The organism is Exiguobacterium sp. s133 (assembly GCF_018618595.1).
Classification (GTDB): Bacteria; Bacillota; Bacilli; order Exiguobacteriales; family Exiguobacteriaceae; genus Exiguobacterium_A; species Exiguobacterium_A oxidotolerans.
Window position 1 is genome coordinate 1 of the sequence record NZ_JACSMK010000016.1, and the last position, 25,687, is coordinate 25,687.

Sequence of the window (25,687 nt, forward strand, 5' to 3'; positions counted from 1 at the left end):
ATGCCGAACACGGAAGTTAAGCACTTGAACGCCGAAAGTAGTTGGGGGCTTCCCCCTGTGAGGATAGGACGTTGCCAGGCAATTGAAAAGGACCGATCTGCATCTTGCAGGTCGGTCTTTTGTATTTTAAAAACAAGAGGTGTATTTCATGAAAAGTCAGCTTCCAATCATTGAGGCACTTAAGCGACATGTCGAACGTAAGGCAACATCTTGGCACGTTCCTGGTCATAAAAATGGATCAATCGTATTAGGTCTACCTAGTTTTTTGGAATGGGATAAAACAGAACTAGCTGGCTTAGATGATTTTCACCATCCGACAGAAGCGATTCTAGAAGCAAAAGTATTGTTGCGTGAAGTCTATGATTCGGAAGATAGTCATTTTTTAATCAATGGTTCAACAAGTGGTAACTGGGCAATGCTTGCGGCTGTGACTAAACGAGGAGATCGCGTCTACGTTCAGAGAAATTCACATAAGTCGATTTTTAATGCACTCGAATGGTTAGGATTGTCTCCAATCTTCATGAGCCCTGAGTATGATGAAGAAACACAAATCGCCGGCAATGTTTCACGTGAAACATTAAAGGAAGCGTTAACATCTTATCCGGGTGGAGTCGCGGTATTTTTAACTTCACCGAGTTACTATGGAGAAACAGCAGCTATCGAAGAAATCGTAGCAGTGACAGCACGTTATAAAATACCATTATTAGTTGATGAGGCACATGGTGCACATTTTGGAGAAGCAGTTGGAATCCGTTCAGCTTTTGAACAGGGTGCTACAGCTGTCGTCCAATCTGCTCATAAGACGTTACCGGCATTAACGATGGGGGCTTGGATTCATGAGCGATTAACGGACGTACAACGTCGTAAGCTCCACCATGCACTCCAGTCGTTTCAAACATCAAGCCCTTCGTATCTCATCATGGCTTCGCTCGATTATGCTCGATACTATCGACAGCAGTGGACGATTGATGAGATGGAAGAGGTCCGGAACAGTCATCAACTGTTCAAAGACGAACTCGACGGACTAGATGGAATGCATGCTTTTACTTTTGATGATTGGTCACGCGTGATTCTTTCCTATGAGGACTATTCCGGAGAACAGTTACTCGATGCATTAGCCAATGAAAAAATAGATGCAGAGTTTGCTTTAGCTTCATTTGTCGTCTGCATTTTACCTCTTCATAAGTTATCGGAAACTGTCCGAACTCAGTGGTTAACACAGGTAAAAGATGCGATTGAAAAGTTGAAAATGAAAGGAATTCCCTCAAAAAGGTATATCGAGCAATCAATTATGGGTAAAATAAAAGTATCATCACTCGCTTGCCCACTGGATCAGTTAGAGGAGAGGGAATATCGGAATCTTCCGCTTCGTGAAACGATTGGTCAGATTGCACTTGAAACGATTATTCCATATCCGCCAGGTATTCCAGTCTTGTTGCGAGGAGAGCGTGTGACAAAAGAACAGATAGTATGTATTGAGCATCATATAGCCGCATCCGTCCATCTTCAGGGTGGAGAGTCTTTGCAAGAAGGTACGTTGCGTGTCATAGAGGAAGGGTTTGTTGAATGAAGGGAACGTTTATTACAGTCGAAGGACCAGATGGCGCAGGAAAAACGACACAGCTTCAATTGATGGCAGAAGCATTAAAAAAAGAGGGTTATCAGGTCATCATGACACGAGAGCCAGGCGGCACACGCGTTGGGAATGAAATCCGTTCGTTGATTCTGAATCCAGATTTCACGGAGATGGATGAAATGACAGAAATTTTATTGTATGCGGCGTCACGGGCGCAGCACGTCAATGAATTGATTCGTCCGTCACTTACAGCTGGGACTGTCGTTTTATGTGATCGTTTCGTTGATGCCTCGATTGCGTATCAAGGATATGGACTCGGGTATTCAATTGAACAGATCCGTAACGTCAATCAGCAAGCAACAGGAGGATTAACCCCTGATCGAACGTACTTGTTTGACTTGACGGTCATGGACTCGAAAAGACGAATGATTGAACGAGGGGCGCTTGACCGGATCGAGCAACGTGATGATGCATTCAGAGAGCGTGTCTATCATGGCTTTTTATCATTAGCCGCGTCAGAACCGGAACGCATTCGATTGATTGACGCCAATCAATCGATTGAAGCGGTCCAGTCGCTATTGTTAGAAGATGTGTTAGCCTATTTGAAGAAAAGGGAGAGATTATCATGAAAATGGTCATTACGATTGTTCAAGATAAAGATAGCTTACGTTTAGCAGAAGCGCTTGTTGAAAATGATTTTCGGGCAACCAAACTTGCGACGACGGGCGGCTTTTTAAAAGAAGGTAACACGACATTCATGATTGGGGTTCAAAGTGAACGTGTTGACGATTTGATGCGTTTGATCAAGAAAAATTGTTCGAGCCGCGATCAAATGGTCTCGCCGATCTCCCCAATGGGAGGACACGCCGACTCGTATATTCCCTATCCGGTTGAAGTTCAAGTCGGAGGCGCGACAGTCTTTGTCTTGCCGATTGAAGGGTTTCATCAGTTCTGATGCGGACATTTCATGAGCTCGAACAAACACAATCTGTCATCTCGACGATTCTTCAAAATTCTTTACGAGCAAATCGAATCAATCATGCTTATATCTTTACGGGAGACTATGAGCCGCTTCTTTTGGAAGCGGCTCAATTGTTCGCCAAGAGTTTATTTTGTGAGCGGAAAGATCAAGTAGAGCCGTGTAATGAATGCCGAAGCTGTCGACGGATGGATAGCGGAAACCTTGTCGATTACTACCAGATTGAGCCAGATGGGGCAACCATCAAAAAAGAACAAATCCAGCAATTGATGCATGACTTGTCACTTCGGGGGTTAGAAGGGGATCGGCAAATCTATGTCGTGACGCAAGCGCACCGGATGACTCCGCAAGCAGCGAATAGTTTATTGAAGTTCTTCGAAGAACCGGGCGAAGGAAAAGTAGCGATTCTACTAACGAATCAACCGCAACTGTTATTACCGACGATTCGTTCTCGTGGACAACTGTTAAGTTTTCGACCGGCCGATCGTGTGATGATTGGACAAGTTTTATCGGATAAAACGTCTCGAGATGCGGAGTTAACCCAACTTGCAGCTCGCGTCTACTCAAAAATTGATGATGCGGAGCAAGCCTTAATCGAAGACTGGTTTGTAAATGCGCGAGCGTCAGTGTTACAATTGATGGAGGAATTAGCGAATCGTCCGGCAGATTTGCCTTTGTTCGTTCAAGAGAAGTGGATTAACCAATTTAAGAATCGGCAAGACGTCCGGATTGGTCTAGAACTCGTGACATGTTTCTTCGAAGATGCCTTGCATCTGAAGTTGAATCCATCATGGGAGATCATTACGTATACGAATAGCCGACCATTACTTGAGCAGATGGGTGGAAAGAGTCAGGCGACGATCACCCGCTGGTTGCAGGCAGTACTTGCAGCCGTCAAACGGGTCGAAGCGAATGTTAATCCTCAATTAACAGTTGAGCGTCTCATGTTTGACTTACAGAAAGGGTAGAGCGATATGCTAGAAGTAGTAGGCGTTCGCTTTAAAGAAGCGGGCAAAATTTATTATTTTGCACCTGGACAAGAGTCATTATCACGAGGACAAGCCGTCATCGTGGAGACAGTACGGGGCATTGAATATGGCGAAGTGGTAATCGCCGATAAACAAATGGACGAGGAAGATGTGGTCTTACCATTAAAATCAATTCTTCGGATTGCTGATGATAAAGATGCAATGATCGTCCGTGAAAATAAAGTAGCAGCACTTGATGCACATGCAGTGTGTGTCGAAAAGATTCGCGAACATAAGCTCGATATGAAACTCGTGGACGTCGAATATACGTTTGATCGTAATAAAGTCATCTTTTACTTCACAGCGGAAGGTCGCGTCGACTTCCGGGAACTCGTTAAAGATTTAGCAGCAGTCTTCCGGACACGGATTGAGTTGCGCCAAATCGGAGTTCGTGATGAAGCGAAATTGCTCGGTGGAATCGGTCCGTGCGGCCGTGTCCTTTGTTGTTCATCGTTCTTAGGTGAATTTGAGCCGGTCTCAATCAAGATGGCGAAAGATCAAAACTTATCACTGAACCCAACGAAAATTTCCGGGGTCTGTGGCCGTTTAATGTGCTGTTTGAAATACGAGAACGATACGTATGAAGAAATGCGACGTGATCTACCGGATTACGGAAAACGTCTGACTGTACCAGAAGGCGAAGGTCGTGTCGTCGGATTGAACATCCTCGATCAAGTAGTTCAAATTGAACTGAAAGACCGTTCCCGCGTTCTGACTTATTCGATGGAAGAATTGTTATCCGTCGGTGCCGTAAAACAAAAACGACCAAAAGAATGACGGGGTGCATACGCGTGGAGAGAGTCGATAAAAAAGAAATCATTACGCGTGTCGATGCGATCGAGCAACAGATTCATTTGCTGACTGAGCATCTGAGCGTATTAAAAGATCAGCTTGCTTACATGATGGAGGAAAATCAACACCTCTACCTCGAAAATCATCACCTGCGTGAGAAGGTGGAGCGAGACGAACAACAACCGATTACAGAAGAAGCGGAAGCCGAAGCGTTAGTAGGTGCCGGATACGATAACCTCGGTCGCCTCTATCAAGAAGGATTCCACATTTGTAACTTGCACTACGGTCAAGTCCGTAAAGACGGGGATTGCCTGTTCTGCTTGTCCATGTTAACGAAACATTGAGAGGCTGACTTCCTAGGAGTCAGTCTTTTTTTCAGAAAGGAAGACACCTATGCTTGAATTATTACCAGATGAGCGACTCGATCATCTCCTCGGAAGAGACGGTCGCATCATTCAAAGTCCGACCGTCTTTTCGTATTCACTGGATGCCGCGTTACTCGCGCAATTCGTCTGGGTCCCGATCCGCCAAGGTAAGTTGATCGATTTGTGTGCCGGAAACGGTGCGATTCCGCTCTTTTTATCGTACCGGACGAACGGAACGATCACGGGACTCGAAATTCAACCGCGCCTCGTCGAGATGGCACGCCGTAGTATCGAGTTGAACGAAAAAGCGGGACAGCTCCAAATGATTGAGGGGGATGTCAAAACGGCCGGGAAACAACTCGGATACGGTGCCTATGATGTCGTGACCTGCAATCCGCCGTATTTTTTAGCACATGAATCATCGAACCGAAATGAGAGTGAACACTATACGATTGCCCGGCATGAAGTGTTATGTACACTTGAAGATTGCATTCGTTCAGCCGCCGACTTACTTAAACAAGGCGGGAAAACGGCATTCGTCCATCGTCCGGAACGTCTACTCGACATCGTGACGCTGATGCGTCAGTACCGGATTGAGCCGAAGCGGATGCAATTGATTTATCCGAAGGCAGGGAAAGAAGCGAATATGCTGTTGATTGAAGGCATCAAGGATGCAAAACCGGGCTTGAAGGTGTTACCCCCGTTCATCGTCTACGAGCAAGATGACACGTATACCTTACAAATGCGGGAACATCTGAATGTCTAAGCATGCGGTGTATATCGTGCGTTGCCGCGATGGGAGTCTGTATACGGGATATGCCGTCGATGTCGAGAAGCGTGTTGCGACGCACAACACGGGGCAGGGTGCCAAGTACACACGGGCGCGGCTACCGGTCGTCCTTGCGTACACAGAGACGTTTGAAACGAAATCGGAAGCGCTGAAACGCGAGTATGCGATCAAACAATTGACGCGTGCGAAAAAAGAACAGCTTATTCAAGGAGGGACGTCATGAAGGCGACCAGCAGTTTTAAGGATCAGACGAACGGCTTATATATCGTACCGACGCCAATCGGGAACTTAGAGGATATGACGTATCGAGCCGTCCGCATCTTACAAGAGGCCGATATCATCGCGGCAGAAGACACACGCCAGACGATGAAATTGTGCAATCACTTTGAAATCGACACGAAACTCGTCAGTTATCACGAACACAATAAGCAAGTTAGCGGTGAACGGCTGCTCGAAGACTTATTGTCGGGGAAACAGGTCGCCCTCGTCTCCGACGCTGGAATGCCCGGGATTTCCGATCCGGGGAGCGACTTAATCCGACTCGCGATTGCAGCAGACATTCCGGTCGTCGTCTTACCGGGTGCGAATGCGGCATTGACGGCCCTCGTCGCGTCAGGTCTACCGACGGAACATTTTTTGTATTACGGCTTTTTACCACGCAAGAAAAAAGAGCGGCGTGAAGCACTCGAGACGTTACGTTATGAGCAAGGAACATTGATATTTTATGAAGCACCCCATCGGCTAAAGGAAATGCTTGGAGGTGTCCTCGAAATACTCGGTGATCGCCAACTCACGCTCGCCCGTGAATTGACGAAACGTTATGAAGAATACATTCGTGGATCGGTGACGGAAGCGTTAGACTGGGCGTCAGAAGAGGTCCGGGGCGAATTTGTCGTCATCGTCGAAGGAACGACGGAAGAACGTCCGAGTGAAATCCAGCAAGAGGCAGATCCACTCGATCAAATCGAACGGTATATCGCAGACGGTGAAAAACCGAATGCGGCGTTAAAGCGTGTTGCGAAGGAACGGGGACTTGACCGACAAGCCTTATACCTGTCTTATCACGAATCGAAATGAAAAAAGGAAGCGTACCGAATCGGCGCGCTTCCTTCTTGGTTTTATTCGTTTCCTGCGTAATGACGATCGAGGAAATCTTTTAACTCAACGAGGACACGTTGTGCGCCGTCTGGAGAGAGAATTAATTTTCCGTCTGCCAATTTGAAGTTATCTTCTGATACTTCACCAGTAACTTGGCAAGTCATGTTTGGTTTGTATTTTTTAAGAATGATTTGCTCGTTATCGACGTAGATTTCGAGTGCATCTTTCTCTGCGATTTGGAGTGTGCGGCGAAGTTCAATTGGAATGACTACCCGGCCGAGCTCGTCTACTTTACGTACAATACCTGTTGATTTCATTTTGTTGTTCCTCCTCTGGATGTCTAAGTCTCTGTATTTTTTTAAAAATCGTCAAAATTCGACATCACTTCTATAGAATGTAGAATACTAAACTTTCCAAAAGTAGTCAACCAATCCGAATAGCTTGAAATCAAAATGTCATTTATTTCTCAAAAAAGCCATAATTGAAACGATTTATTAATAGATTTTCCCTTTTTAAAGGAATTCAAACTATTGAGTGTGTTTTTTTGTAATTTGATGTCTGATGTCAAAAAATGTTTTGATTCGACAAAAAACGAGTTTCGACAGCGGCGATAGAACAGCGTATAATAATGGAATGAACAATAGAACGGAGGAATAACATGTCAAAAACATTTTATATCACGACACCGATTTATTATCCTAGCGCGAAGCTACATATCGGTCATGCGTACACGACGGTCGCAGGAGACGCGATGGCGCGTTATAAACGTCTTCAAGGATTCGATGTACGTTACTTAACAGGAACGGATGAACACGGACAAAAAATTCAGGAAAAAGCAGCTGAAGCAGGTATTTCTGAACAAGCATTCGTCGACGGTGTCGTCGAGCAGATTAAAGTCCTGTGGGATCGTCTCGACATCTCGTATGACGATTACATTCGAACGACAGAACCACGCCACAAGAAAGTCGTCGAACACGTTTTTGAGACATTACTCGAAAAAGGTGATATCTATCTTGGTGAATATGAAGGCTGGTATTCGATTCCGGACGAGACGTATTACACGGAATCGCAGTTAGTGGATGGAAAAAGCCCAGATAGCGGCCATCCCGTCGAACTTGTTCGTGAGGAATGTTATTTCTTCCGAATTAGTAAGTATGCCGATCGTTTAGTCGAATACTTTGAAGCGAACCCATCATTCATCTTACCGGAATCACGGAAGAATGAAATGATCAACAACTTCATTAAACCAGGTCTCCAAGATCTCGCCGTCTCACGGACGACATTTGACTGGGGCGTTAAAGTCCCGTCGAATCCGAAACACGTCGTCTACGTTTGGGTTGATGCCTTGACGAACTACATCTCGTCACTCGGTTACGGAACGGATGATCAAGGGAACTTCGACAAGTACTGGCCAGCAGACGTTCATCTCGTCGGAAAAGAAATCGTTCGTTTCCATACGATCGTTTGGCCGGCACTCTTGATGGCACTCGATCTCCCATTGCCGAAACAAGTTTTCGCGCACGGCTGGTTGTTGATGAAAGATGGGAAGATGTCGAAATCAAAAGGCAATGTTGTTGACCCGATTCCGATGATTGACCGTTATGGTCTTGATGCTCTTCGTTATTATCTCTTACGCGAAGTTCCTTTCGGCTCAGATGGGATGTTCACACCCGAAGCATTCGTTGAGCGGATGAACTTCGATCTCGCGAATGATCTCGGGAACTTACTCAACCGGACGATTGCGATGGTCACGAAATACTTTGATGGGGTCATCCCGACCTATGCGGGAAATGTCACGCCGTTCGATGCGACATTGTCGACGCTTGCGAAAGAAACAGTCGAGAAGGTCGAGGCTTCGATGGAGCATATGGAATTCTCGGTTGCCTTAGCGCACGTCTGGCAATTAATCAGTCGCGCGAATAAATATATCGACGAGACACAACCGTGGGTACTCGCGAAAGACGAAACGAAGACGGATGAACTCGGCTCGGTCATGGTCCACCTCGTCGGAACGCTGCGTCACGTCGCGATCATGTTGCAACCGTTCATGACACAATCTCCGACCGAGATGTTCCGTCAGCTTGGTCTTGCTGGTCAGCCGATGAACTGGGAAGCACTCGCACAGTTCGCGTCGATTGAAGAAGGAACAAAAGTCGGGATTGCTGAACCGATTTTCCCGCGCCGCGACATGAAAGAGGAAGTTGAAGCAATCGTCGAAATGATGCAACAGGCATCTGCTGCCCGAGTTGAGGAAGAAGAAGTCGAAGAAACAGATGAGGATGTTCGTCCGGAAACGACAATTGATGTCTTTGATCAAATTGAGCTGCGTGTCGGCGAAGTCGTCACAGCAGAAAAAATCAAAAAAGCAAAAAAACTGTTAAAGTTAACGGTCGACATGGGGAAAGAAACACGCCAGATCGTTTCAGGCATCGCTGAATGGTACGAGCCGGAAGACCTGGTCGGTCGGAAGGTCATCGTCGTCGCGAACTTGAAGCCGGTCACTCTCCGTGGCGAATTATCGCAAGGTATGGTGCTTGCGGCTGAAAAATCAGGTAAACTTGAACTAGCGACCGTCCCGTCAACGATGGCGAACGGTGCCAGTGTAAAATAATTCGGATGCCTGTGGACTTCACGTCACAGGCATTTTTTTGAAAAAGGAGTTGAGGATATTGTTAATCGATACACACACACATTTAAATTCCGATCAGTTCGACGGAGACGTCGAAGAAACGATTGAACGCGCACGCGCGAACGGAGTCTCACCAATGATCGTCGTCGGATTCGATCATAAGACAATCGACCGGGCGATGGAACTTGTTGAACAGTATGATGATCTGTATGCCGTCATCGGTTGGCATCCCGTCGATTCAATCGATTTCGACGATGCAGCGTACGCGAAAGTCGAGCGCCTCATGGACCATGAGAAAGTCGTCGCCCTCGGTGAGATTGGTCTTGATTATCACTGGGATACGTCACCAAAAGATGTCCAGGAAGCTGCGTTTCGTAAACAAATTCAACTCGCGAAGAAAAAGAATAAGCCAATCGTCATTCACAACCGGGAAGCAACGGAAGATACGTTACGTATTCTCGAAGAAGAAGACGCGAAAGAAGTCGGTGGGATTCTCCATAGCTACAGCATGAGTGCCGAGCTCTTACCCCGTTGCCTAGCGATGAACTTTTATATTTCGCTCGGTGGACCGGTAACGTTTAAAAATGCGAAGATGCCAAAACGTGTCGCTCAAGAAGTTCCGCTTGATCGGTTACTCGTCGAGACAGATTGTCCTTACCTGACACCGACACCATACCGCGGCAAACGGAATGAACCGGCGTACGTCCGGTTCGTGGCGGAAGAAATCGCGCAACTGCGTGGCATGATGTATGCCGATATCGAACAAGCGACAACAGAAAACGCGAAGCGGGTCTTCCGTTTACCATGATGCGTTCGTTCTCTTATATCGCGACAGGGTGTGCCTTATTGTTAATTGCGATTCTAATCTACTTGGCGATGAATCATCCGCGTGACGTCACTATCATGATTGACGGACAAGAACAACACGTCAAGACGATAGAAACATCAGTCTATGGTGTCTTACGTGAAAATGGAATCGAAGTGCGAGCGGAGGATAACATCGAACCTTCGCGCAGTGCGGATTTACCAAAGAATGGTTTGATTGTCATCCAACGTGCAAAAGAAATTACGATGATTGTCGGATACGGGCAAGCACAGACGGTTCGGACACATGCTCGTCTTGTATCGGATTTATTGAAGGAACGTGGCATCGTCCAAGCCGATACCGATGATGTATACCCTTCGATTCATGCCGTCTTGACGACCGGGATGACAGTCCGATTCCGTGAAGCATTTCCGGTTGACATCGTCATCGGAGGACGAGCCAGTCAAGTCTATACGTACCAAACGACCGTCCGTGAGCTCCTTGCGAAACAAGGAGTGACGTTACAAGCAACAGACCGTGTTGCGCCGAGCCTTGATACCGTTGTCTCGGAAGATACGCTCGTCACCGTCAATACGACGCGACGGGCGACCTTAACGGAAGAACAGTTGCTTCCGTTCGATGTCGAGCAAGTAGAAGATCCGACATTACCGAAAGGACAACAACTTGTAACGACGACGGGGCGTCCTGGAATCCGGACCCAAAAGTACGAATTGACGCTCGCTGACGGGCTCAGTAAAGAGAAGAAGTTACTGACCGATGAAGTAACGAGTGAACCGGTGAAACAAATCATTAAAGTCGGAACAAAACCGATTGAACGAGTAGAAACACCGGCACCTGTCTTCAATGAAGAGGAGGCAACGACGCCATTGACGGTCGCACCGGAAGTCACGGCAGACTTAGACTTCAAGAATGCGAAGACGCTGATGGTCGAGGCGACGGCCTATACGAATGACCCGGCATCGAACGGGAGTCAATTGTATGATGGGCGCGCATTGACAGCGACGGGGTACGATGTCACGGATACAATCACCTATCAAGGGTTACCGATCGTCGCCGTCGACCCGAAAGTAATTCCGCTCGGGACGAAAGTGTATGTCGAGGGGGTCGGACTGGCGGTCGCGCTCGATACGGGCGGTGCCATTAAAGGCAATAAAATTGATGTCCTCGTCAGTGACGAACAGACGGCGAAGACGTTCGGGCGGAAGACCGTCAAGCTTTGGGTCATTCCGAATGAGTCGGGCACGGAAGCGGGCAGTTGACGCTTCCTTGTTTTTTTCGTGGAAACAGGTACAATTACGGAAGTGTTTGAAGAAGGTGGAGAAGAATTGATGCAAAAACGCTTAAAAGAAGTCATCGTCGTCGAAGGACGTGACGATACGACACGACTACAGGAAGTATTCAATGTCGATACAATTGAAACGAACGGCTCTGCCGTCAATGAGCAAACGTTACAACGAATTGAAAAAGCACTCGAACGCCGAGGCGTCATCGTCTTCACGGATCCAGACTTTCCGGGTGACCGGATTCGCGCACGTATCAATGAACGTGTTCCGGGATGCAAACAAGCCTATCTGCCACGTGCGGACGCAAAAGATAAACGCGGTAAAATCGGTGTCGAGCATGCTTCACCGCAGGCAATCGAACGTGCACTCGCAGCCGTTTATGAAACAGAAGAAGTCCATGTCGCAGAAGTGACACGGGATATGATACTTGCAGCAGACTTAATCGGTGGTCCATCAGCATCGTCACGCAGACGTCGGCTCGGACAGTTGCTCGCAATCGGTGAACCGAATGCGAAACAACTCGTCAAACGCGTCGCTTCGATTCGGATCACAAAAGAGGAATGGGAAGCTGCACTGAGACAGTTAGAGGAGGAACAAGATTGAAAGACATCGCAACACTACACCGGACGAAGGAAATCCTCGCGCGACACGGATTTTCATTTAAGAAGTCCTTAGGACAAAACTTTTTAATCGATTTGAACGTACTCGCGAACATTGTCGGCGCTGCTTCGTTAACAAAGGAGAGCGGTGTTCTTGAGATCGGACCGGGAATCGGGTCGTTGACGGAACAGTCCGCGAAACAGGCGAAAAAAGTCGTCGCCCTTGAAATCGACCAACGGCTGTTACCGATTTTAGATGATTCGCTCTCACCTTATCCGAACGTCAAAATCATCCATGGAGATGCACTTGAACTGGATCTCGAAACGATTGTCAACGAGGAGTTCACACAAGAAGGAATTACGGATCTTGCGGTCGTCGCAAACTTACCGTACTATGTCACAACACCTATCATCATGCGGATATTAGAGGCGAAAGCACCATTCCGGACACTCATCATGATGATTCAAAAGGAAGTCGCGGAACGGATCGGTGCGAAACCAGGTACAAAAGCGTATGGTTCATTATCGATTGCGATTCAATACTATGCGGAAGCGGAAGTCTGTTTCACGGTGCCGAAGCAAGTCTTCATTCCCGCTCCGAACGTCGATTCGGCTGTCATCCGCTTGAACATCCGAAAAGAGCCGGCCGTCCAAACGAAAGATGAAAAATTATTCTTCGAAGTTGCGCGTGCGAGTTTTGCCCAGCGCCGGAAAACGATTTTAAATAATTTGTCGAGCCACTTCGGAAAAGCAGAAAAAGAAGCTGTCGAAGCCGCGTTGCATGAAGCAGGTATCGACCCAAGACGTCGTGGTGAAACGCTCAGCTTGCAGGAATTCGCACAGCTCGCGGACGCACTTTTGCCGATTAAAAAACGTTGACGGTAGCGGGAAGAAAAGATATAATATTTGCCCTTTCTAATATTTAATTAATATGCTATAATAAATATTAGTGAGGTGAAGCGTATGCCAAAGACGTTGAACGAAATCAGACATGTTTTCGAAACACATGTTGGTGAAAGACTGACGCTAAAAGCAAGCGGCGGTCGTAAAAAGGTCGTAACCCGAATCGGAACGCTCGTTGAGACGTATCCTTCGGTGTTTGTAGTCAAGCTAGACGCAGAGCGCCACAATGTCGAGCGAGTTTCTTATAGCTACGCTGACGTGTTAACCGACTCCGTACAAATCGAATTTGCGAATTCGTAAACTTACCTTCCGAAGCGGACAGAAATGTTCGCTTCTTTTTTTGTGGAAAGGTTGATACAATTCGTACAGGATACGTACTAGAGGAGGAACGGCACGATGACGATTATTGTAAAGGCACCAGCGAAAATCAATTTAGTGTTGGATGCGACGGCGAAGCGGACAGATGGTTACCATGATGTACATATGGTGATGACGACAGTGGACTTGGCAGACCGCTTAGAGTTGACGGAACTTCCGTCAGGCGAGATTCGAATGAATGCACAGCACGCCTATGTTCCGAACGATGAGCGGAACTTGGCTTACAAGGCGGCAGCCGTCTTGAAGAAAAAATTTAACATCCAGGCTGGAGTAGAGATTTACCTTGAGAAACAAATTCCGGTCGCAGCGGGTCTCGCGGGTGGATCGAGTGACGCTGCCGCGACATTACGCGGTTTGAATGATTTATGGCAGCTCGGATTGACGCTCGAACAACTCGCAGAAATCGGCGCGGAAGTCGGTTCGGATGTCCCGTTTTGTGTCATGGGTGGGACGGCGATCGCGACAGGACGTGGTGAAAAGCTTGAAAAATTGATTGCTCCGCCTCCGTGCTGGGTCGTGCTTGCGAAACCAACGATCGGTGTGTCGACGGCAGACGTTTATGGCGCACTCGATTTGACGACGGCCAAACGACCGGATGTCGAAGCGATGATTACAGCTGTTAAAGAGCAGGATTTTACGGCGATTTGTCAATCACTCGGAAATGTTCTTGAGTCGGTCACGTTACCGATGCACCCGGAAGTCGAGCAAATCAAGGATTTCATGACGAGTTGCGGGGCGGAAGGTGTCTTGATGAGCGGGAGTGGTCCGACGGTCTTCGCGTTGACGGAACACGAAAACCGGGCCCAACGTCTCTATAATGGCTTAAGAGGTTTTTGTAACGAAGTCTACGTCGTTCGTCTTTTAGGCGAAAACCATTGATAATATCCGTATGAAAATGATATATTCACTAGTGAATATTCGGAATTACGGAGAGGTGGAACAATTTAGATGAAAATTCGGAGAAGTGGTCGGTTAGTCGATATGACACGTTATCTACTCGACCATCCGCATCATCTGATCTCATTGACAATTTTCGCAGAACGCTATAAATCTGCAAAATCGTCAATCAGTGAAGATTTAGATATCGTGAGTGAAATGTTAGAGCATGAAGGAACAGGACGACTCGTCACAGTCCCGGGGGCTGCGGGCGGTGTCATGTTCATTCCGACATGGAGTAGCGAAAAAGCATTACCGTTCATCGATGATTTATGTGAACGCGTCGCACGGCCAGATCGTCTGTTGCCGGGTGGGTATTTGTATCTGACAGATTTACTTGGCAATCCACGGATGGTCAAGCAGATGGGACAAGTTTTTGCATCTGTCTTCAGTCAGAAAAAAGTGGATGTCGTCATGACGATTGCGACAAAAGGAATCCCGCTTGCTTACGCCGTCGCTGAACAACTCGGTGTACCGTTCGTGATCGTTCGTTCGGACAGTCGTGTTACGGAAGGGTCGACCGTCAGCATCAACTACGTATCAGGCTCATCAAAAGCGATTCGGACGATGGCACTGGCGCGACGAAGTCTTCCGCGCGGAGCGAACGTCTTGTTGATTGATGACTTCATGAAAGCTGGGGGAACGATTCGTGGGATGATGAGTTTACTGAGCGAGTTCGAAGCGAAAGTAGCCGGTGTCGGGGTCTTGATTGAAGCAGAAGGTGCCGAGAAGAAGATGGTCAGTGAATACGTCAGCTTAATGAAACTTGCCGACGTCGATGTCGATCTCGGACAGATTCAAGTGAAGCGTGGGAACGTCGACCAGTATTTCACAAGTGATGGGAATACCTGAATTTGACACGTGATTTCTTTGAAACTATACTGTGATTATCAAACTTTTGGAAATTATGCCTAAAAAGATTGGAAAAAGCTAAACCTTTATTTGTTTTGAACCGTAAGTAGAAGTAGACAACGAAGAGTTGTGACATCGGTTACTAAAAGGGGTGCGGACAAAATGAACGTTACGGACGTTAAAATTCGTCGCGTCGTGGCAGAGGGGCGCATGAAAGCACTCGCCTCGATTACGCTCGATCACGAATTCGTAGTACACGATTTACGTGTGATTGAAGGGAACAGTGGTCTCTTCGTCGCGATGCCGAGCAAACGGACGCAAGAAGGCATCTTTCGTGATGTCGCTCATCCAATCAATGCATTAATGCGAAAAAAGGTCGAAGATTCAGTACTAGAAGCATATGTGTTGCGTGAAGAAAATGAAGAGGCGCTCGATTTAGAGCTGACATCAGTCGAATTGACAGATCGCCCTTAATAGAGGAGACCGGTTTCCCGTATTGCGGCGGACCGGTCTTTTTTTTGCTGTTAAAAAGGTTTGCTGCAATCTTCTTACAAAACAACAACGGGTTGTGCCTCTTCCGATGAAAGCAATGAAAAGAAAAGCCCGTCCATCACAAAGGTTGATTTTAAAACGACTTATGAGTCAGCCTCCTCACGTTGTCTACAGTCTGTTTTTAATGGATGTTTCATCAATTTGACTCGGTCCTGTGATTGAATAGTGGCCTCATTTTCGTTATAGTTGGTACGAGTGTACTATTTCTGAACGAAATCAACACTAATTTACGTGGAGGAGCGACAAGGATGAATCATTTCGCGGTAATTCTAGCAGCTGGTAAAGGAACACGCATGAAATCAAAACTCTACAAAGTACTCCACCCAGTAGCTGGGAAACCTATGGTACAACACGTCGTGGACCAACTCGCGACACTTGGCGTCAAGCGTCAAGTCGTAATCGTTGGGCATGGTGCGGAGTCTGTAAAAGAAGTGCTTGGCACATCGGTGGAATATGCGCTTCAAAGTGAGCAGCTTGGCACGGGTCATGCTGTTCAAATGGCAGAACCGGTACTTGGAAACGAAAAAGGATCGACGCTTGTCGTCTGTGGGGATACACCACTCTTAACGAGTGAGACGTTAGCCGCGTTACTCGACCACCATGCAGAAACGGGTGCAAAAGTGACCGTCTTGACGGCTCATGCGGATGATGCGACTGGATATGGTCGGATTATTCGTGGTGAAGAGGGCCATGTTTCAAAAATCGTTGAACATAAAGATGCGACAGAACAAGAACTCGCGATTAAAGAAATCAACACAGGAACGTACGTGTTTGATAATGAGTTGTTGTTCGCTGCGTTAAAACAAGTCAAGAACGATAATGTCCAAGGAGAGTATTACTTGCCGGATGTCATCGAAATCGCGAAAGCCGATGGCGAAACGATTGCTGCCTATGCGGCGCCGACGTTTGAAGAGACAATCGGTGTCAATGACCGTGTCGCACTCGCGCAAGCTGAGACGTCGATGCGTAAGCGGACGAACGAGCATTGGATGCGTCAAGGTGTCACATTCATCGACCCGGCATCGACCTATATCGGACCAGATGTTACGATTGGTTCGGATACCACGCTCTACCCAGGGACACAATTGCTTGGGAAGACGATCATCGGGTCTGAATGTATCATCGGACCGAATAGTGACATCCGTAACAGTGAAGTGGCAGATGCTGCCGTCGTCCGTCAGTCGGTCGTAACCGATAGCCGGATCGGGCAAGCGGCACAAGTCGGTCCATTCGCGCACTTGCGTCAGCAAGCGGTGCTCGGAGCGAACACGCGTGTCGGTAACTTCGTTGAAGTCAAGAAATCGACGTTCGGTGAAGGAAGTAAATCGGCACACTTGAGTTACGTCGGAGACGCAACGATTGGTAAAAACGTCAATTTAGGATGTGGATCAATCACCGTCAACTATGATGGAACAAACAAGTTCGAAACGGTCATCGAGGATGATGCGTTCATCGGTTGTAACGTCAACTTGATTGCCCCCGTCACAGTCGGTAAAAATGCACTCGTCGCAGCAGGTTCGACAGTGACAGATGATGTTCCGGAAAACGGTCTTGCGATCGCCCGTGAGCGTCAAACGACAAAACCTGATTATCGTTAATTCAGCTATACCTTATTCATTACTTGTCGCTCTACTCGTCTAAACCAAACAAATGGAGGCCACCTAAACATGTCTACTGTCTTAGAACATGAAATTCGTATTTTCGCACTCAACTCGAACAAACCACTGGCAGAGGAAATCGCTAAGGTCATCGGAATTCCCGTTAGCGAAAGTTCAGTCAAACACTTCAGTGATGGCGAAATCTCGATGAACATCGAAGAAAGCGTTCGCGGAGATGATATCTACATCATCCAATCGACAAGTCAGCCGGTCAACGAGAACTTGATGGAGCTCCTCATCATGATTGACGCATTAAAACGTGCTTCTGCACGGACGATCAACGTCGTCATGCCGTATTATGGTTATGCACGTCAAGACCGTAAAGCACGTTCGCGTGAGCCGATCACAGCAAAACTTGTTGCGAACTTACTTGAAGTCGCAGGAGCGACACGTGTCGTCACGATGGATCTCCATGCCGCTCAAATCCAAGGTTTCTTCGATATTCCAGTAGATCAGTTAATGGGTGTTCCACTTCTTGCTACTTACTTCGAGAAGAAAAACATCGACCCAAATGAACTCGTCATCGTTTCTCCAGACCATGGCGGTGTTACACGGGCACGTAAATTAGCAGAACAATTAAAAGCACCGATCGCAATCATCGATAAGCGTCGTCCGAAACCGAACGTCGCGGAAGTCATGAACATCGTCGGTCAAGTCGATGGCAAAATCGCCATCATCATCGATGACATCATCGATACGGCAGGAACGATTACACTTGCTGCGAACGCTTTAATCGAAAATGGGGCGAAACAAGTTTATGCTTGTTGTACGCACCCTGTTCTTTCTGGTCCAGCGATGGAACGGATTGAGAACTCAGCGATTGAAGAGCTCGTCGTCTTGAACACGATCGACTTGACGCAACGTGAATGCGCAAGCAAAATCAAACAAATTTCTGTCGCGCGGTTACTTGCAGAAGCAATCATCCGTGTCCATGAACAAAAATCAATCAGCCCGCTCTTTAGCTGATCAACAAACAGATACGAACGATGAGGTCCGGTTTTTTGAAATCGGACCCTTGTTCGTGCTTTTTTTTCATCAAAGGAAATGAACAAAAGGAGGTAGCGATATGAAATGTATCGTCGGTCTAGGGAACCCTGGAGCTAAATATACGAACACACGTCACAACATCGGTTTCCTCGCGATTGATGCGTTGGCGGAGGAACACGGAATAAAATTATCCGAGTCGAAGTTTAAAGCAGTCTTCGGAACGGGAATGATAAATGGGGAACGTGTTGTGCTCGTCAAACCATTGACTTACATGAATCTATCCGGGGAAGCAGTTCGTCCGCTCCTGGATTTTTATAAAATCGCGGTCGAAGACGTCCTCGTCATCTATGATGATCTCGATTTGCCGCTTGAAAAGATGCGTCTTCGCTCAAAAGGAAGCGCCGGTGGGCATAATGGTGTCAAGTCGCTTATTCAGCATTTAGGCACACAAGAAATTAAACGCTTAAAACTCGGTGTCGGTCGTCCGCCTGCTCCGATTCAAGTCATCGATTGGGTCTTGATGCCGTTCTCAAAAGCAGAACAACCTGTCTTGCGGGAAGTATTGGCAGACGCTGTGAAAATCGCGACAGACTTTACCGATACACCATTTTTGGCTTTGATGAATCGCTATAACTGAACGAAACGCTTTGGAATTCCAAAGCGTTTTTGCTGTCGTCTTAGGAGGGGAAACTATGAAACAACTACAAAATCTGTTGCTCGGAATACCAGAAATAAAAACGGTCCGTGAGCGTTTTCGACAAGGGGTCGATGCCCAACTCATCACAGGCTTGATGAATAGCGGGAAAGCGTTGTTCGTCGCAGGCATTTATCAAGAAACAAAAAAAAGGTTCGTCATCGTCACCCACAATATGTTTCAAGCGCAAAAACTGTATGATGATTTGATTGAACTGGTGCCTGAACAGGAAGTGATGCTCTACCCGGTCGACGAGACATTAGCTGCTGAATTATCGTACGGGGCGAGCCCGGAATTACGGGCGACACGGATTGAAACGCGGCACCGGCTCCTGACGACCGATGATGGTATTTTAATCATCCCACTCGTCGGTCTCAGACGGTATGCTCCACCTGCAAGTGATTTCTTAGCACATACGAAACGGATTAAGCCGGGCGATATCTTGGCAATTCCGGACTTCATTCAAGAATTAGTCGACGCCGGATATGAGCGAACGGCGACCGTGACAACACCGGGAGAATTTTCAGTTCGCGGGAGTATCATCGATATTTATCCGTTGACGGTCGACCGTCCCTATCGATTGGATTTATTTGATGAAGAAGTCGACTCGATTTATACATTCGATGCAGAAACGCAACGATCACTCGGTGTGGTCGCAGAAGCGTTGCTTCCACCGGCAGCTGAACACTTTGCGACGACGGAAAATCTCCGTGCCGCGGGTGAACGGTTGCGTGCACTCTATGAAGCGACGAAAGAACGTGTCCAAAGTACGGAAGTCCTTGCAGCACTTGAAGAAGGGATCGCCTATGACGTCGAATTGCTCGAAAGTGGGGAGCGACCGAAACAACTCGCGAAATACGCGCCGTTACTGTATCAGAAGACATTACTGGCTGATATCACAGATGCCGTCTTGATCGTCGATGAAATCGCACGGATCGAAGAAGCGGCGGAAGTTCAGGATGCGGAAGAAGCGGAATGGATGGCTTCGTTGATTGAACGGGGGCAAAGCGTTAGTGATTACATTCTCTCGGTTCCGATGCTCAAAGTCTTCGAACAACGTCAGCTACTCTACTTGTCGCTCCTTCCGACACGCAGAAGCGGCGTCCCTGAAAGTGCAGCGATTCACTTCAACATCAAACCGATCGCTCCGTTTCATGGCCAAATGGAACGTCTGAAACAGGAAATCGATCGGTATGCCCGGGCAGACATGTGGATGGTCTTTCTTGCGAGTAACAAAGAGCGGGCGGAGCGGATGCGGCAGACACTTTCCGACTACGGTGTCGAAGCGTCCTTGCATACGGCAGAAGAAGATATGCGTCGGGGACATCCGTCGATTTTAATCGGTGGCATTCATGGTGGTTTCGAAATGACGAATGCACGACTCGTCGTCGTGACGGAAGAAGAAGTCTTTAAGCAACCGACCCGTCGCCGGAAACAGACGACGAAATTGACGAACGCGGAACGGATCAAAAGTTACCAAGAGTTGAAGACGGGTGATTATATCGTCCATATCCACCATGGAATTGGTCGTTACCACGGCATCAAAACGATTGATGTCGCAGGGAACCATAAAGATTACTTGCACCTTGTCTATGCCGGTGACGACTCCTTGTATGTTCCGGTTGACCAAATCGACTTGATTCAAAAATACGTCGGAGCAGAAGGAAAAGAACCGAAAATCTATAAACTCGGCGGAACGGACTGGAAGAAAGTCAAAGCGAAAGTCCAAAAATCAGTTGAGGACATCGCAGATGAACTAATCAAATTGTATGCGACACGAGAAGCGGCAGTTGGATTTGCTTTCCCGGAAGATGATGACAGCATGCAGGCATTCGAAGCCTCGTTCCCGTACGAGGAAACGGTCGATCAAGTCCGGTCGATTGAAGAGATTAAGAAAGATATGGAACGGCCGCGTCCGATGGATCGTCTGTTATGTGGAGACGTCGGATACGGGAAAACGGAAGTCGCGATTCGGGCGGCATTTAAAGCAGTTATGGCAGGGAAACAAGTCGCTCTCCTTGTACCGACGACTGTTCTTGCCCAACAACACTATGAAACGATGCTCGAGCGATTCAGCGAATGGCCAATCAATGTTTCAGTCATGAGTCGGTTCCGATCGGCGTCAGAACTGAAAGCAACAAAAAAAGGCTTGAAAGAAGGAACGATCGACGTCGTTGTCGGAACACACCGTGTCTTATCAAAAGATGTTCAGTTCGCTGACATTGGTCTGTTGATCATCGATGAAGAGCAACGCTTCGGTGTTAAACATAAAGAACGATTGAAACAACTCAAAACGAATGTCGATGTCTTGACGTTGACGGCGACACCGATTCCACGGACCTTACACATGTCGATGATCGGGATTCGTGATTTGTCGGTCCTCGAGACACCGCCTGAAAACCGCTATCCTGTCCAAACGTACGTGATGGAGTACGACGGAATCATCATGCGTGAAGCACTTGAACGTGAACTTGGTCGAGGGGGGCAAGCCTTTTTCCTCTACAATCGCGTTGAAGGGATTGAACGGAAGGCGGAGGAAATCCGGGCGCTCGTTCCGGAAGCACGTGTCGTCACGGCACATGGTCGGATGACGGAGACGGAACTTGAAAGTCAATTGATTGCCTTCTTCGAGGGGGATGCCGATGTTCTTGTCAGTACGACAATCATTGAAACGGGGATCGATATTCCGAACGTCAATACATTGATCGTCAATGATGCCGATCAAATGGGTCTATCACAGCTCTACCAACTGCGTGGTCGTGTCGGACGTTCAAGTCGTGTCGCGTATTCCTACTTTACGTACCGTCCGCAAAAACGGTTGACCGAAGTCGCCGAGAGTCGTCTTCAGGCGATCAAGGAATTTACGGAGCTTGGAAGTGGCTTCAAGATTGCCATGCGTGACTTGTCGATTCGCGGTGCCGGGAATCTGCTCGGATCCCAACAATCCGGTTTTATCGATTCAGTCGGGTTCGATTTGTATTCACAAATGTTATCGGAAGCCGTCGAAGAACGGAAGGAACGGATGAAAGGGAAACAACGTGTCCAAAAATTCGTACCAGACTTTACGTTCAGTCTCGATGCGTATATTCCGAGTCATTATATGTCGGATTCTGAACTGAAAATTGAGTTCTATAAACGCTTGAAGTATGTTGATACGACAGAAAGTCTTGATGCACTCGAAGGAGAGATGCTGGAGCGCTTCGGTGAATTCCCGAATGAAGTCGCACGATTGATTCAGTTGACGCGGATGCGGATTTTTGCTGAACGGGCTCGGATTGAGCGGGTCAAACAAACGGACCCGAAAATCGAGATCGTCTTATCCGAACAAACGACTCAGACGCTCGATGTTGCGGATTTCGTCAAGTGGACGGTACCGATTGGTCGCGGACTCGGCATGGGACAACAAGAAGGAAAACTTGTTTTGACGTTGAACCGTGGCAAACAAACCGTTCAACAAACAACGGAACAAGCAGAGCGGTTGCTCGCTGAACTTGACCGCCGGATCTCGATGCGATGAGTCAACGGCGAACGATTGCGCAAGGGGCAGCGCTCCTGGCGATCTCGAGTTACGTCTCAAAGCTGCTGAGCTTTTTTTATAGGATTCCGTATCAAAACATGGCAGGGGATTTTGGATTGTACGTCTATCAGACGGTCTATCCATTATTCGCGATTGCGGCAGCACTGGGGATTTATGCGCTACCCGTCATCGTCGCAAAGTTGACGTTGCATCACCCGGAAGAAAAACGAGAGGTTCTCTGGTCGATTTTCTTTGTCCTTGCGAGTCTTTCGTTAGTGTTCGGTCTGCTCGGCTGGATCATCGCACCAGAACTTGCTTTACTGTTCGGAGATCCGAAGCTCGTCCTTCCGTTACGTGCTGTGACGTTGACGTTTTATTTATTGCCGGTCATTGCCGTGTTACGAGGAATGTTTCAAGCAGACCTTGAGATGCGACCGACCGCCTTTTCACAAATTACGGAAAATGCCGTGCGTGTCTGTCTATTGTTACTCGTGACGTATTATGGTGTCTCGATCGGAGCGAATCCTTATCAAATCGGTGCTGCGGCACACGTGACGGCGCTCGGTGGCAGCGTCGCTTCATTGTTGTTGCTCCTTCGCTTCGCGAAAGGGCGGATTGGTCGCCCGGTCGTCTCGAAGCGTCATTTAAAACGTGTCGGGAAAGTCTTATTGACGAGTGGGATGGCGGTCAGTATCGCGTCGCTTGCTTTACTGTTGATGCAGTTGATTGATGGATTGACGTTCGTCAACTTGCTCGGGGATACGATGGAGACGAAAATCGAGAAGGGGATTTTTGATCGTGGTTATCCATTGTTGCAGTTCGCAATTTTATTTGCGACGTCAATCAGTCTGGCCAGTGTTCCGACGTTGCTGACGGAGTATCGTAAACAAAATGACGCGGCGACACGGTTGCACCTTGAAACACTCCTTCGTTCTGGTCTATTGGTCGCGGCAGCTGCGACGGTCGGATTGTTTAGTGTCATGCGTCCACTCAACATCGCGCTCTATCAAGATGATAAAGGGACGATTGCGCTCAGTTGGCTTGCTGCGACGGCCTTTACGGCATCGCTCTCGATGATTATCATCTCTTGTCTCCAGTCCGTCGATGCTGAAAAATATGCCTTTGCAGGCGTCGTGCTCGGACTGGTCGTCAAGCTGTTATTAAACATCTACTTGTTGCCCCGTTATGGTATGATCGGGGCGGGAATGGCGACATTCGGCGGATTCGCGATGATGGCATCAGCACAACTCATCTTATTGAATCGGAAATTTGGACGTGTAACAGCAGGACGAATTTTCTACGTCCGATTGCTCCAAGCAATCATCCCGATGGCGTTGTTTTTGTACGTGGTCGAACGTCTGTTTCAATGGGCAGGTTTCGAGACGCGGATTGGAGCGATGTTTGAAGTGGGTCTACTCGTCATCGGTGGTGTATTGATCTTTTGTATATTTGCACTGCGCAGGCGGGTCCTGACAGAGCGGGAGTGGTCTTTATTGCCGTTCGGAGACAAACTTTATCGAATTCATCATCGGAGGAAAATCATATGACACACCGTATTACAGTCGTCGGCTTAGGTGTTGGCGAACTAGAGCAATTGCCGTTTGGCGTTTATAAGTTATTGAAAGAAACAACACAACCTGTTTATTTACGGACAGCAGATCATCCCGTCGTTTCAGAACTGGCGACAGAGGGAATGAAATTTACATCGTTTGATTCGATTTATGAGCGGCACGACCGTTTTGAAGCGGTCTATACGGACATCGTCGAAACACTGCTTGATCAGGCGACACAAACGCCAATCATCTATGCGGTACCGGGACACCCGCTTGTAGCAGAAAGTACCGTTCAACAACTACTTGCGCGTGCGACTGACATCGACATCGTCGGTGGACAAAGTTTTCTTGATCCGATGTTCGCAGCGGTCGGGGTAGATCCGATTGAAGGATTTCAATTGCTTGACGCAACGGCCTTCCGTGTTGATGAAGCGCAAATTCGTCAACACGTACTGATCGGACAAGTGTACGATGCGTTTGTCGCAGGTGACTTGAAAGTCATGTTGATGGAACGTTATCCGGATGAACACCCGGTGACGCTCGTCACAGCAGCGGGGACGAGCAAGCAACACGTCATGACAGTTCCGCTCTATGAACTGGATCGTGTGACGATGCTCAGTAATTTGACGACGGTCTATGTGCCGCCGGTGACGGAGGAAAAGGCGCTGAATCGGGATTTTGCGACGCTCAAGGACATCATCGCCCGTTTACGTGGTGAAGGAGGGTGTCCATGGGATCAAGAACAGACGCATGAATCGCTCAAAAAACATTTAATCGAAGAATCTTACGAATTACTGGAAGCAATCGACCTTCAGGACGATAACTTAATGATAGAGGAATTAGGGGATGTCTTACTTCAAGTCATGTTACATGCACAAATCGGTCTCGATGAAGGGTACTTTGATATCCGGGACGTCATCGGCAGTGTCAGCGATAAGATGATTCGTCGTCATCCACACGTCTTTGCAGAGAAGACGGTTGATTCGGCGGCAGACGTCGTTGCGAACTGGCAAACGATCAAGTCGCAGGAGAAACCAGAGCGGAAATATCTGCTCGACGGTGTCACAAAAGGGGCACCTGCCTTGATGCGTGCTGAACAGATTCAGAAAAAAGTCGCAAAAGTCGGCTTTGAGTGGGACACAGTCAGTGGTGCGCTTGAAAAGGTACAAGAAGAAATACGTGAACTACAAGAAGCAGCGCCAAAAGAACAACTTGCTGAATTCGGAGATCTCTTATTTTCGTTAGCACTTGTCGGAAAATATATGGGATTATCGGGAGAAGAAGCGTTGCAGCTGACGAACGATAAGTTCATTCGCCGTTTTACGCGGGTGGAACAACTCGCAAAGCGACCAATTGAAGAGTTGTCGCTCGACGAACAAGATCAGTTATGGAATCAAGCGAAGCAGGAGGAACAGTCATGAGACTCGATAAATTTTTAAAGGTATCCCGTTTGATTAAACGACGGACACTCGCAAAAGAGGTAGCAGACCAAGGTCGGATTACGATTAACGGTCTCGTCGCAAAAGCAAGCAGTACCGTCGCAGTCGGAGATGAGATGACGATTCGATTCGGAAACAAAATCGTCACCGTTCAAATCGACGGCATTAAAGAGCATGCGAAAAAAGAAGAAGCGACGGACATGTATAAGATTATTCGTGAAGAAAAAGTGAATTCTGAAGAATCAATGTAATT

General features: G+C 47.7%; 26 protein-coding genes and 1 rRNA gene. 26 read left to right on the forward strand and 1 reads right to left on the reverse strand.

Features of this window, described 5'->3' with window-relative positions; all coding sequences use genetic code 11:
* From rrf to rsmI, 10 genes are all read left to right on the forward strand, one after another.
* A 5S ribosomal RNA gene (rrf, locus tag KNP96_RS17015) occupies window positions 1–80 on the forward strand; the annotation flags it as partial.
* A 68-nt stretch (window positions 81–148) separates the two neighbouring features.
* On the forward strand, window positions 149–1,570 hold the full coding sequence (locus KNP96_RS15865; RefSeq protein WP_088835961.1) for an aminotransferase class I/II-fold pyridoxal phosphate-dependent enzyme: 1,422 nt from the start codon (window positions 149–151) through the stop codon (window positions 1,568–1,570).
* A complete protein-coding gene (tmk, locus tag KNP96_RS15870; RefSeq protein WP_088835962.1) occupies window positions 1,567–2,205 on the forward strand; it encodes a dTMP kinase in 639 nt (212 codons plus the stop codon). The genes KNP96_RS15865 and tmk overlap by 4 nt, the downstream gene beginning before the upstream one ends.
* Window positions 2,202–2,531 carry a cyclic-di-AMP receptor gene (locus KNP96_RS15875; RefSeq protein WP_029332194.1) on the forward strand — a complete coding sequence of 110 codons (330 nt, stop codon included), beginning with the start codon at window positions 2,202–2,204 and terminating at the stop codon, window positions 2,529–2,531. Before tmk ends, KNP96_RS15875 begins: the two co-directional genes overlap by 4 nt.
* Window positions 2,531–3,523 (forward strand): DNA polymerase III subunit delta', encoded by a 993-nt coding sequence (locus KNP96_RS15880; RefSeq protein ID WP_088835963.1) that lies wholly within the window; start codon window positions 2,531–2,533, stop codon window positions 3,521–3,523. The genes KNP96_RS15875 and KNP96_RS15880 overlap by 1 nt, the downstream gene beginning before the upstream one ends.
* A gap of 6 nt (window positions 3,524–3,529) precedes the next feature.
* Window positions 3,530–4,360: a PSP1 domain-containing protein gene (locus KNP96_RS15885; protein ID WP_029332196.1), complete on the forward strand. Its 831-nt coding sequence runs from the start codon at window positions 3,530–3,532 to the stop codon at window positions 4,358–4,360.
* A complete protein-coding gene (gene yabA / locus KNP96_RS15890) occupies window positions 4,357–4,719 on the forward strand; it encodes a DNA replication initiation control protein YabA (protein WP_029332197.1) in 363 nt (120 codons plus the stop codon). Before KNP96_RS15885 ends, yabA begins: the two co-directional genes overlap by 4 nt.
* Window positions 4,720–4,768: 49 nt before the next feature.
* The gene (locus tag KNP96_RS15895) at window positions 4,769–5,506 is read left to right on the forward strand and encodes a tRNA1(Val) (adenine(37)-N6)-methyltransferase (RefSeq protein ID WP_088835964.1); all 738 of its coding nucleotides are present in this window, start codon (window positions 4,769–4,771) and stop codon (window positions 5,504–5,506) included.
* Window positions 5,499–5,753 (forward strand): GIY-YIG nuclease family protein, encoded by a 255-nt coding sequence (locus KNP96_RS15900; RefSeq protein ID WP_088835965.1) that lies wholly within the window; start codon window positions 5,499–5,501, stop codon window positions 5,751–5,753. Before KNP96_RS15895 ends, KNP96_RS15900 begins: the two co-directional genes overlap by 8 nt.
* Window positions 5,750–6,607 (forward strand): 16S rRNA (cytidine(1402)-2'-O)-methyltransferase, encoded by an 858-nt coding sequence (gene rsmI / locus KNP96_RS15905; RefSeq protein ID WP_214771745.1) that lies wholly within the window; start codon window positions 5,750–5,752, stop codon window positions 6,605–6,607. Before KNP96_RS15900 ends, rsmI begins: the two co-directional genes overlap by 4 nt.
* A 41-nt stretch (window positions 6,608–6,648) precedes the next feature.
* Here the strand turns inward: rsmI and KNP96_RS15910 are convergent, their stop codons facing one another.
* Window positions 6,649–6,945, reverse strand: a complete 297-nt coding sequence (locus KNP96_RS15910) for a transition state genes transcriptional regulator AbrB (protein ID WP_012368944.1) — start codon at window positions 6,943–6,945, stop codon at window positions 6,649–6,651.
* Between the two features lie 341 nt (window positions 6,946–7,286).
* Here KNP96_RS15910 and metG point away from each other — a divergent pair, with 341 nt between their 5' ends.
* The 16 genes from metG to KNP96_RS15990 all read left to right on the forward strand — a co-directional run bounded on the left by metG (window position 7,287) and on the right by KNP96_RS15990 (window position 25,685).
* Entirely contained in the window at window positions 7,287–9,239 is a 1,953-nt protein-coding gene (metG, locus tag KNP96_RS15915) for a methionine--tRNA ligase (RefSeq protein WP_214767919.1), read from the forward strand.
* A gap of 58 nt (window positions 9,240–9,297) precedes the next feature.
* Window positions 9,298–10,065, forward strand: a complete 768-nt coding sequence (locus tag KNP96_RS15920; protein ID WP_088835968.1) for a TatD family hydrolase — start codon at window positions 9,298–9,300, stop codon at window positions 10,063–10,065.
* The gene (locus KNP96_RS16885; RefSeq protein WP_214771748.1) at window positions 10,062–11,342 is read left to right on the forward strand and encodes a 3D domain-containing protein; all 1,281 of its coding nucleotides are present in this window, start codon (window positions 10,062–10,064) and stop codon (window positions 11,340–11,342) included. Before KNP96_RS15920 ends, KNP96_RS16885 begins: the two co-directional genes overlap by 4 nt.
* A gap of 69 nt (window positions 11,343–11,411) precedes the next feature.
* Window positions 11,412–11,969, forward strand: a complete 558-nt coding sequence (gene rnmV, locus KNP96_RS15930) for a ribonuclease M5 (protein ID WP_088838386.1) — start codon at window positions 11,412–11,414, stop codon at window positions 11,967–11,969.
* Entirely contained in the window at window positions 11,966–12,844 is an 879-nt protein-coding gene (gene rsmA / locus KNP96_RS15935) for a 16S rRNA (adenine(1518)-N(6)/adenine(1519)-N(6))-dimethyltransferase RsmA (protein WP_029332205.1), read from the forward strand. Before rnmV ends, rsmA begins: the two co-directional genes overlap by 4 nt.
* An 84-nt stretch (window positions 12,845–12,928) precedes the next feature.
* A complete protein-coding gene (locus tag KNP96_RS15940; protein WP_012368950.1) occupies window positions 12,929–13,168 on the forward strand; it encodes a Veg family protein in 240 nt (79 codons plus the stop codon).
* A gap of 96 nt (window positions 13,169–13,264) precedes the next feature.
* The gene (gene ispE / locus KNP96_RS15945) at window positions 13,265–14,125 is read left to right on the forward strand and encodes a 4-(cytidine 5'-diphospho)-2-C-methyl-D-erythritol kinase (protein ID WP_029332206.1); all 861 of its coding nucleotides are present in this window, start codon (window positions 13,265–13,267) and stop codon (window positions 14,123–14,125) included.
* Window positions 14,126–14,194: 69 nt separating this feature from the next.
* Window positions 14,195–15,034 carry a pur operon repressor gene (purR, locus tag KNP96_RS15950; RefSeq protein WP_029332207.1) on the forward strand — a complete coding sequence of 280 codons (840 nt, stop codon included), beginning with the start codon at window positions 14,195–14,197 and terminating at the stop codon, window positions 15,032–15,034.
* Between the two features lie 162 nt (window positions 15,035–15,196).
* Window positions 15,197–15,508, forward strand: a complete 312-nt coding sequence (gene spoVG, locus KNP96_RS15955; protein WP_088835971.1) for a septation regulator SpoVG — start codon at window positions 15,197–15,199, stop codon at window positions 15,506–15,508.
* Between the two features lie 326 nt (window positions 15,509–15,834).
* Window positions 15,835–17,184, forward strand: a complete 1,350-nt coding sequence (gene glmU / locus KNP96_RS15960; RefSeq protein WP_214767913.1) for a bifunctional UDP-N-acetylglucosamine diphosphorylase/glucosamine-1-phosphate N-acetyltransferase GlmU — start codon at window positions 15,835–15,837, stop codon at window positions 17,182–17,184.
* A 69-nt stretch (window positions 17,185–17,253) separates the two neighbouring features.
* The gene (locus tag KNP96_RS15965) at window positions 17,254–18,210 is read left to right on the forward strand and encodes a ribose-phosphate diphosphokinase (protein WP_029332210.1); all 957 of its coding nucleotides are present in this window, start codon (window positions 17,254–17,256) and stop codon (window positions 18,208–18,210) included.
* A gap of 100 nt (window positions 18,211–18,310) precedes the next feature.
* Window positions 18,311–18,868, forward strand: a complete 558-nt coding sequence (gene pth, locus KNP96_RS15970) for an aminoacyl-tRNA hydrolase (RefSeq protein ID WP_088835973.1) — start codon at window positions 18,311–18,313, stop codon at window positions 18,866–18,868.
* A gap of 55 nt (window positions 18,869–18,923) precedes the next feature.
* A complete protein-coding gene (gene mfd / locus KNP96_RS15975; protein WP_088835974.1) occupies window positions 18,924–22,442 on the forward strand; it encodes a transcription-repair coupling factor in 3,519 nt (1,172 codons plus the stop codon).
* A complete protein-coding gene (locus KNP96_RS15980) occupies window positions 22,439–23,989 on the forward strand; it encodes a polysaccharide biosynthesis protein (protein WP_214771751.1) in 1,551 nt (516 codons plus the stop codon). Before mfd ends, KNP96_RS15980 begins: the two co-directional genes overlap by 4 nt.
* A complete protein-coding gene (gene yabN, locus KNP96_RS15985; RefSeq protein ID WP_088835976.1) occupies window positions 23,986–25,416 on the forward strand; it encodes a bifunctional methyltransferase/pyrophosphohydrolase YabN in 1,431 nt (476 codons plus the stop codon). Before KNP96_RS15980 ends, yabN begins: the two co-directional genes overlap by 4 nt.
* Entirely contained in the window at window positions 25,413–25,685 is a 273-nt protein-coding gene (locus tag KNP96_RS15990; RefSeq protein ID WP_088835977.1) for an RNA-binding S4 domain-containing protein, read from the forward strand. The genes yabN and KNP96_RS15990 overlap by 4 nt, the downstream gene beginning before the upstream one ends.
* The last annotated feature ends 2 nt before the right edge of the window (window positions 25,686–25,687 follow it).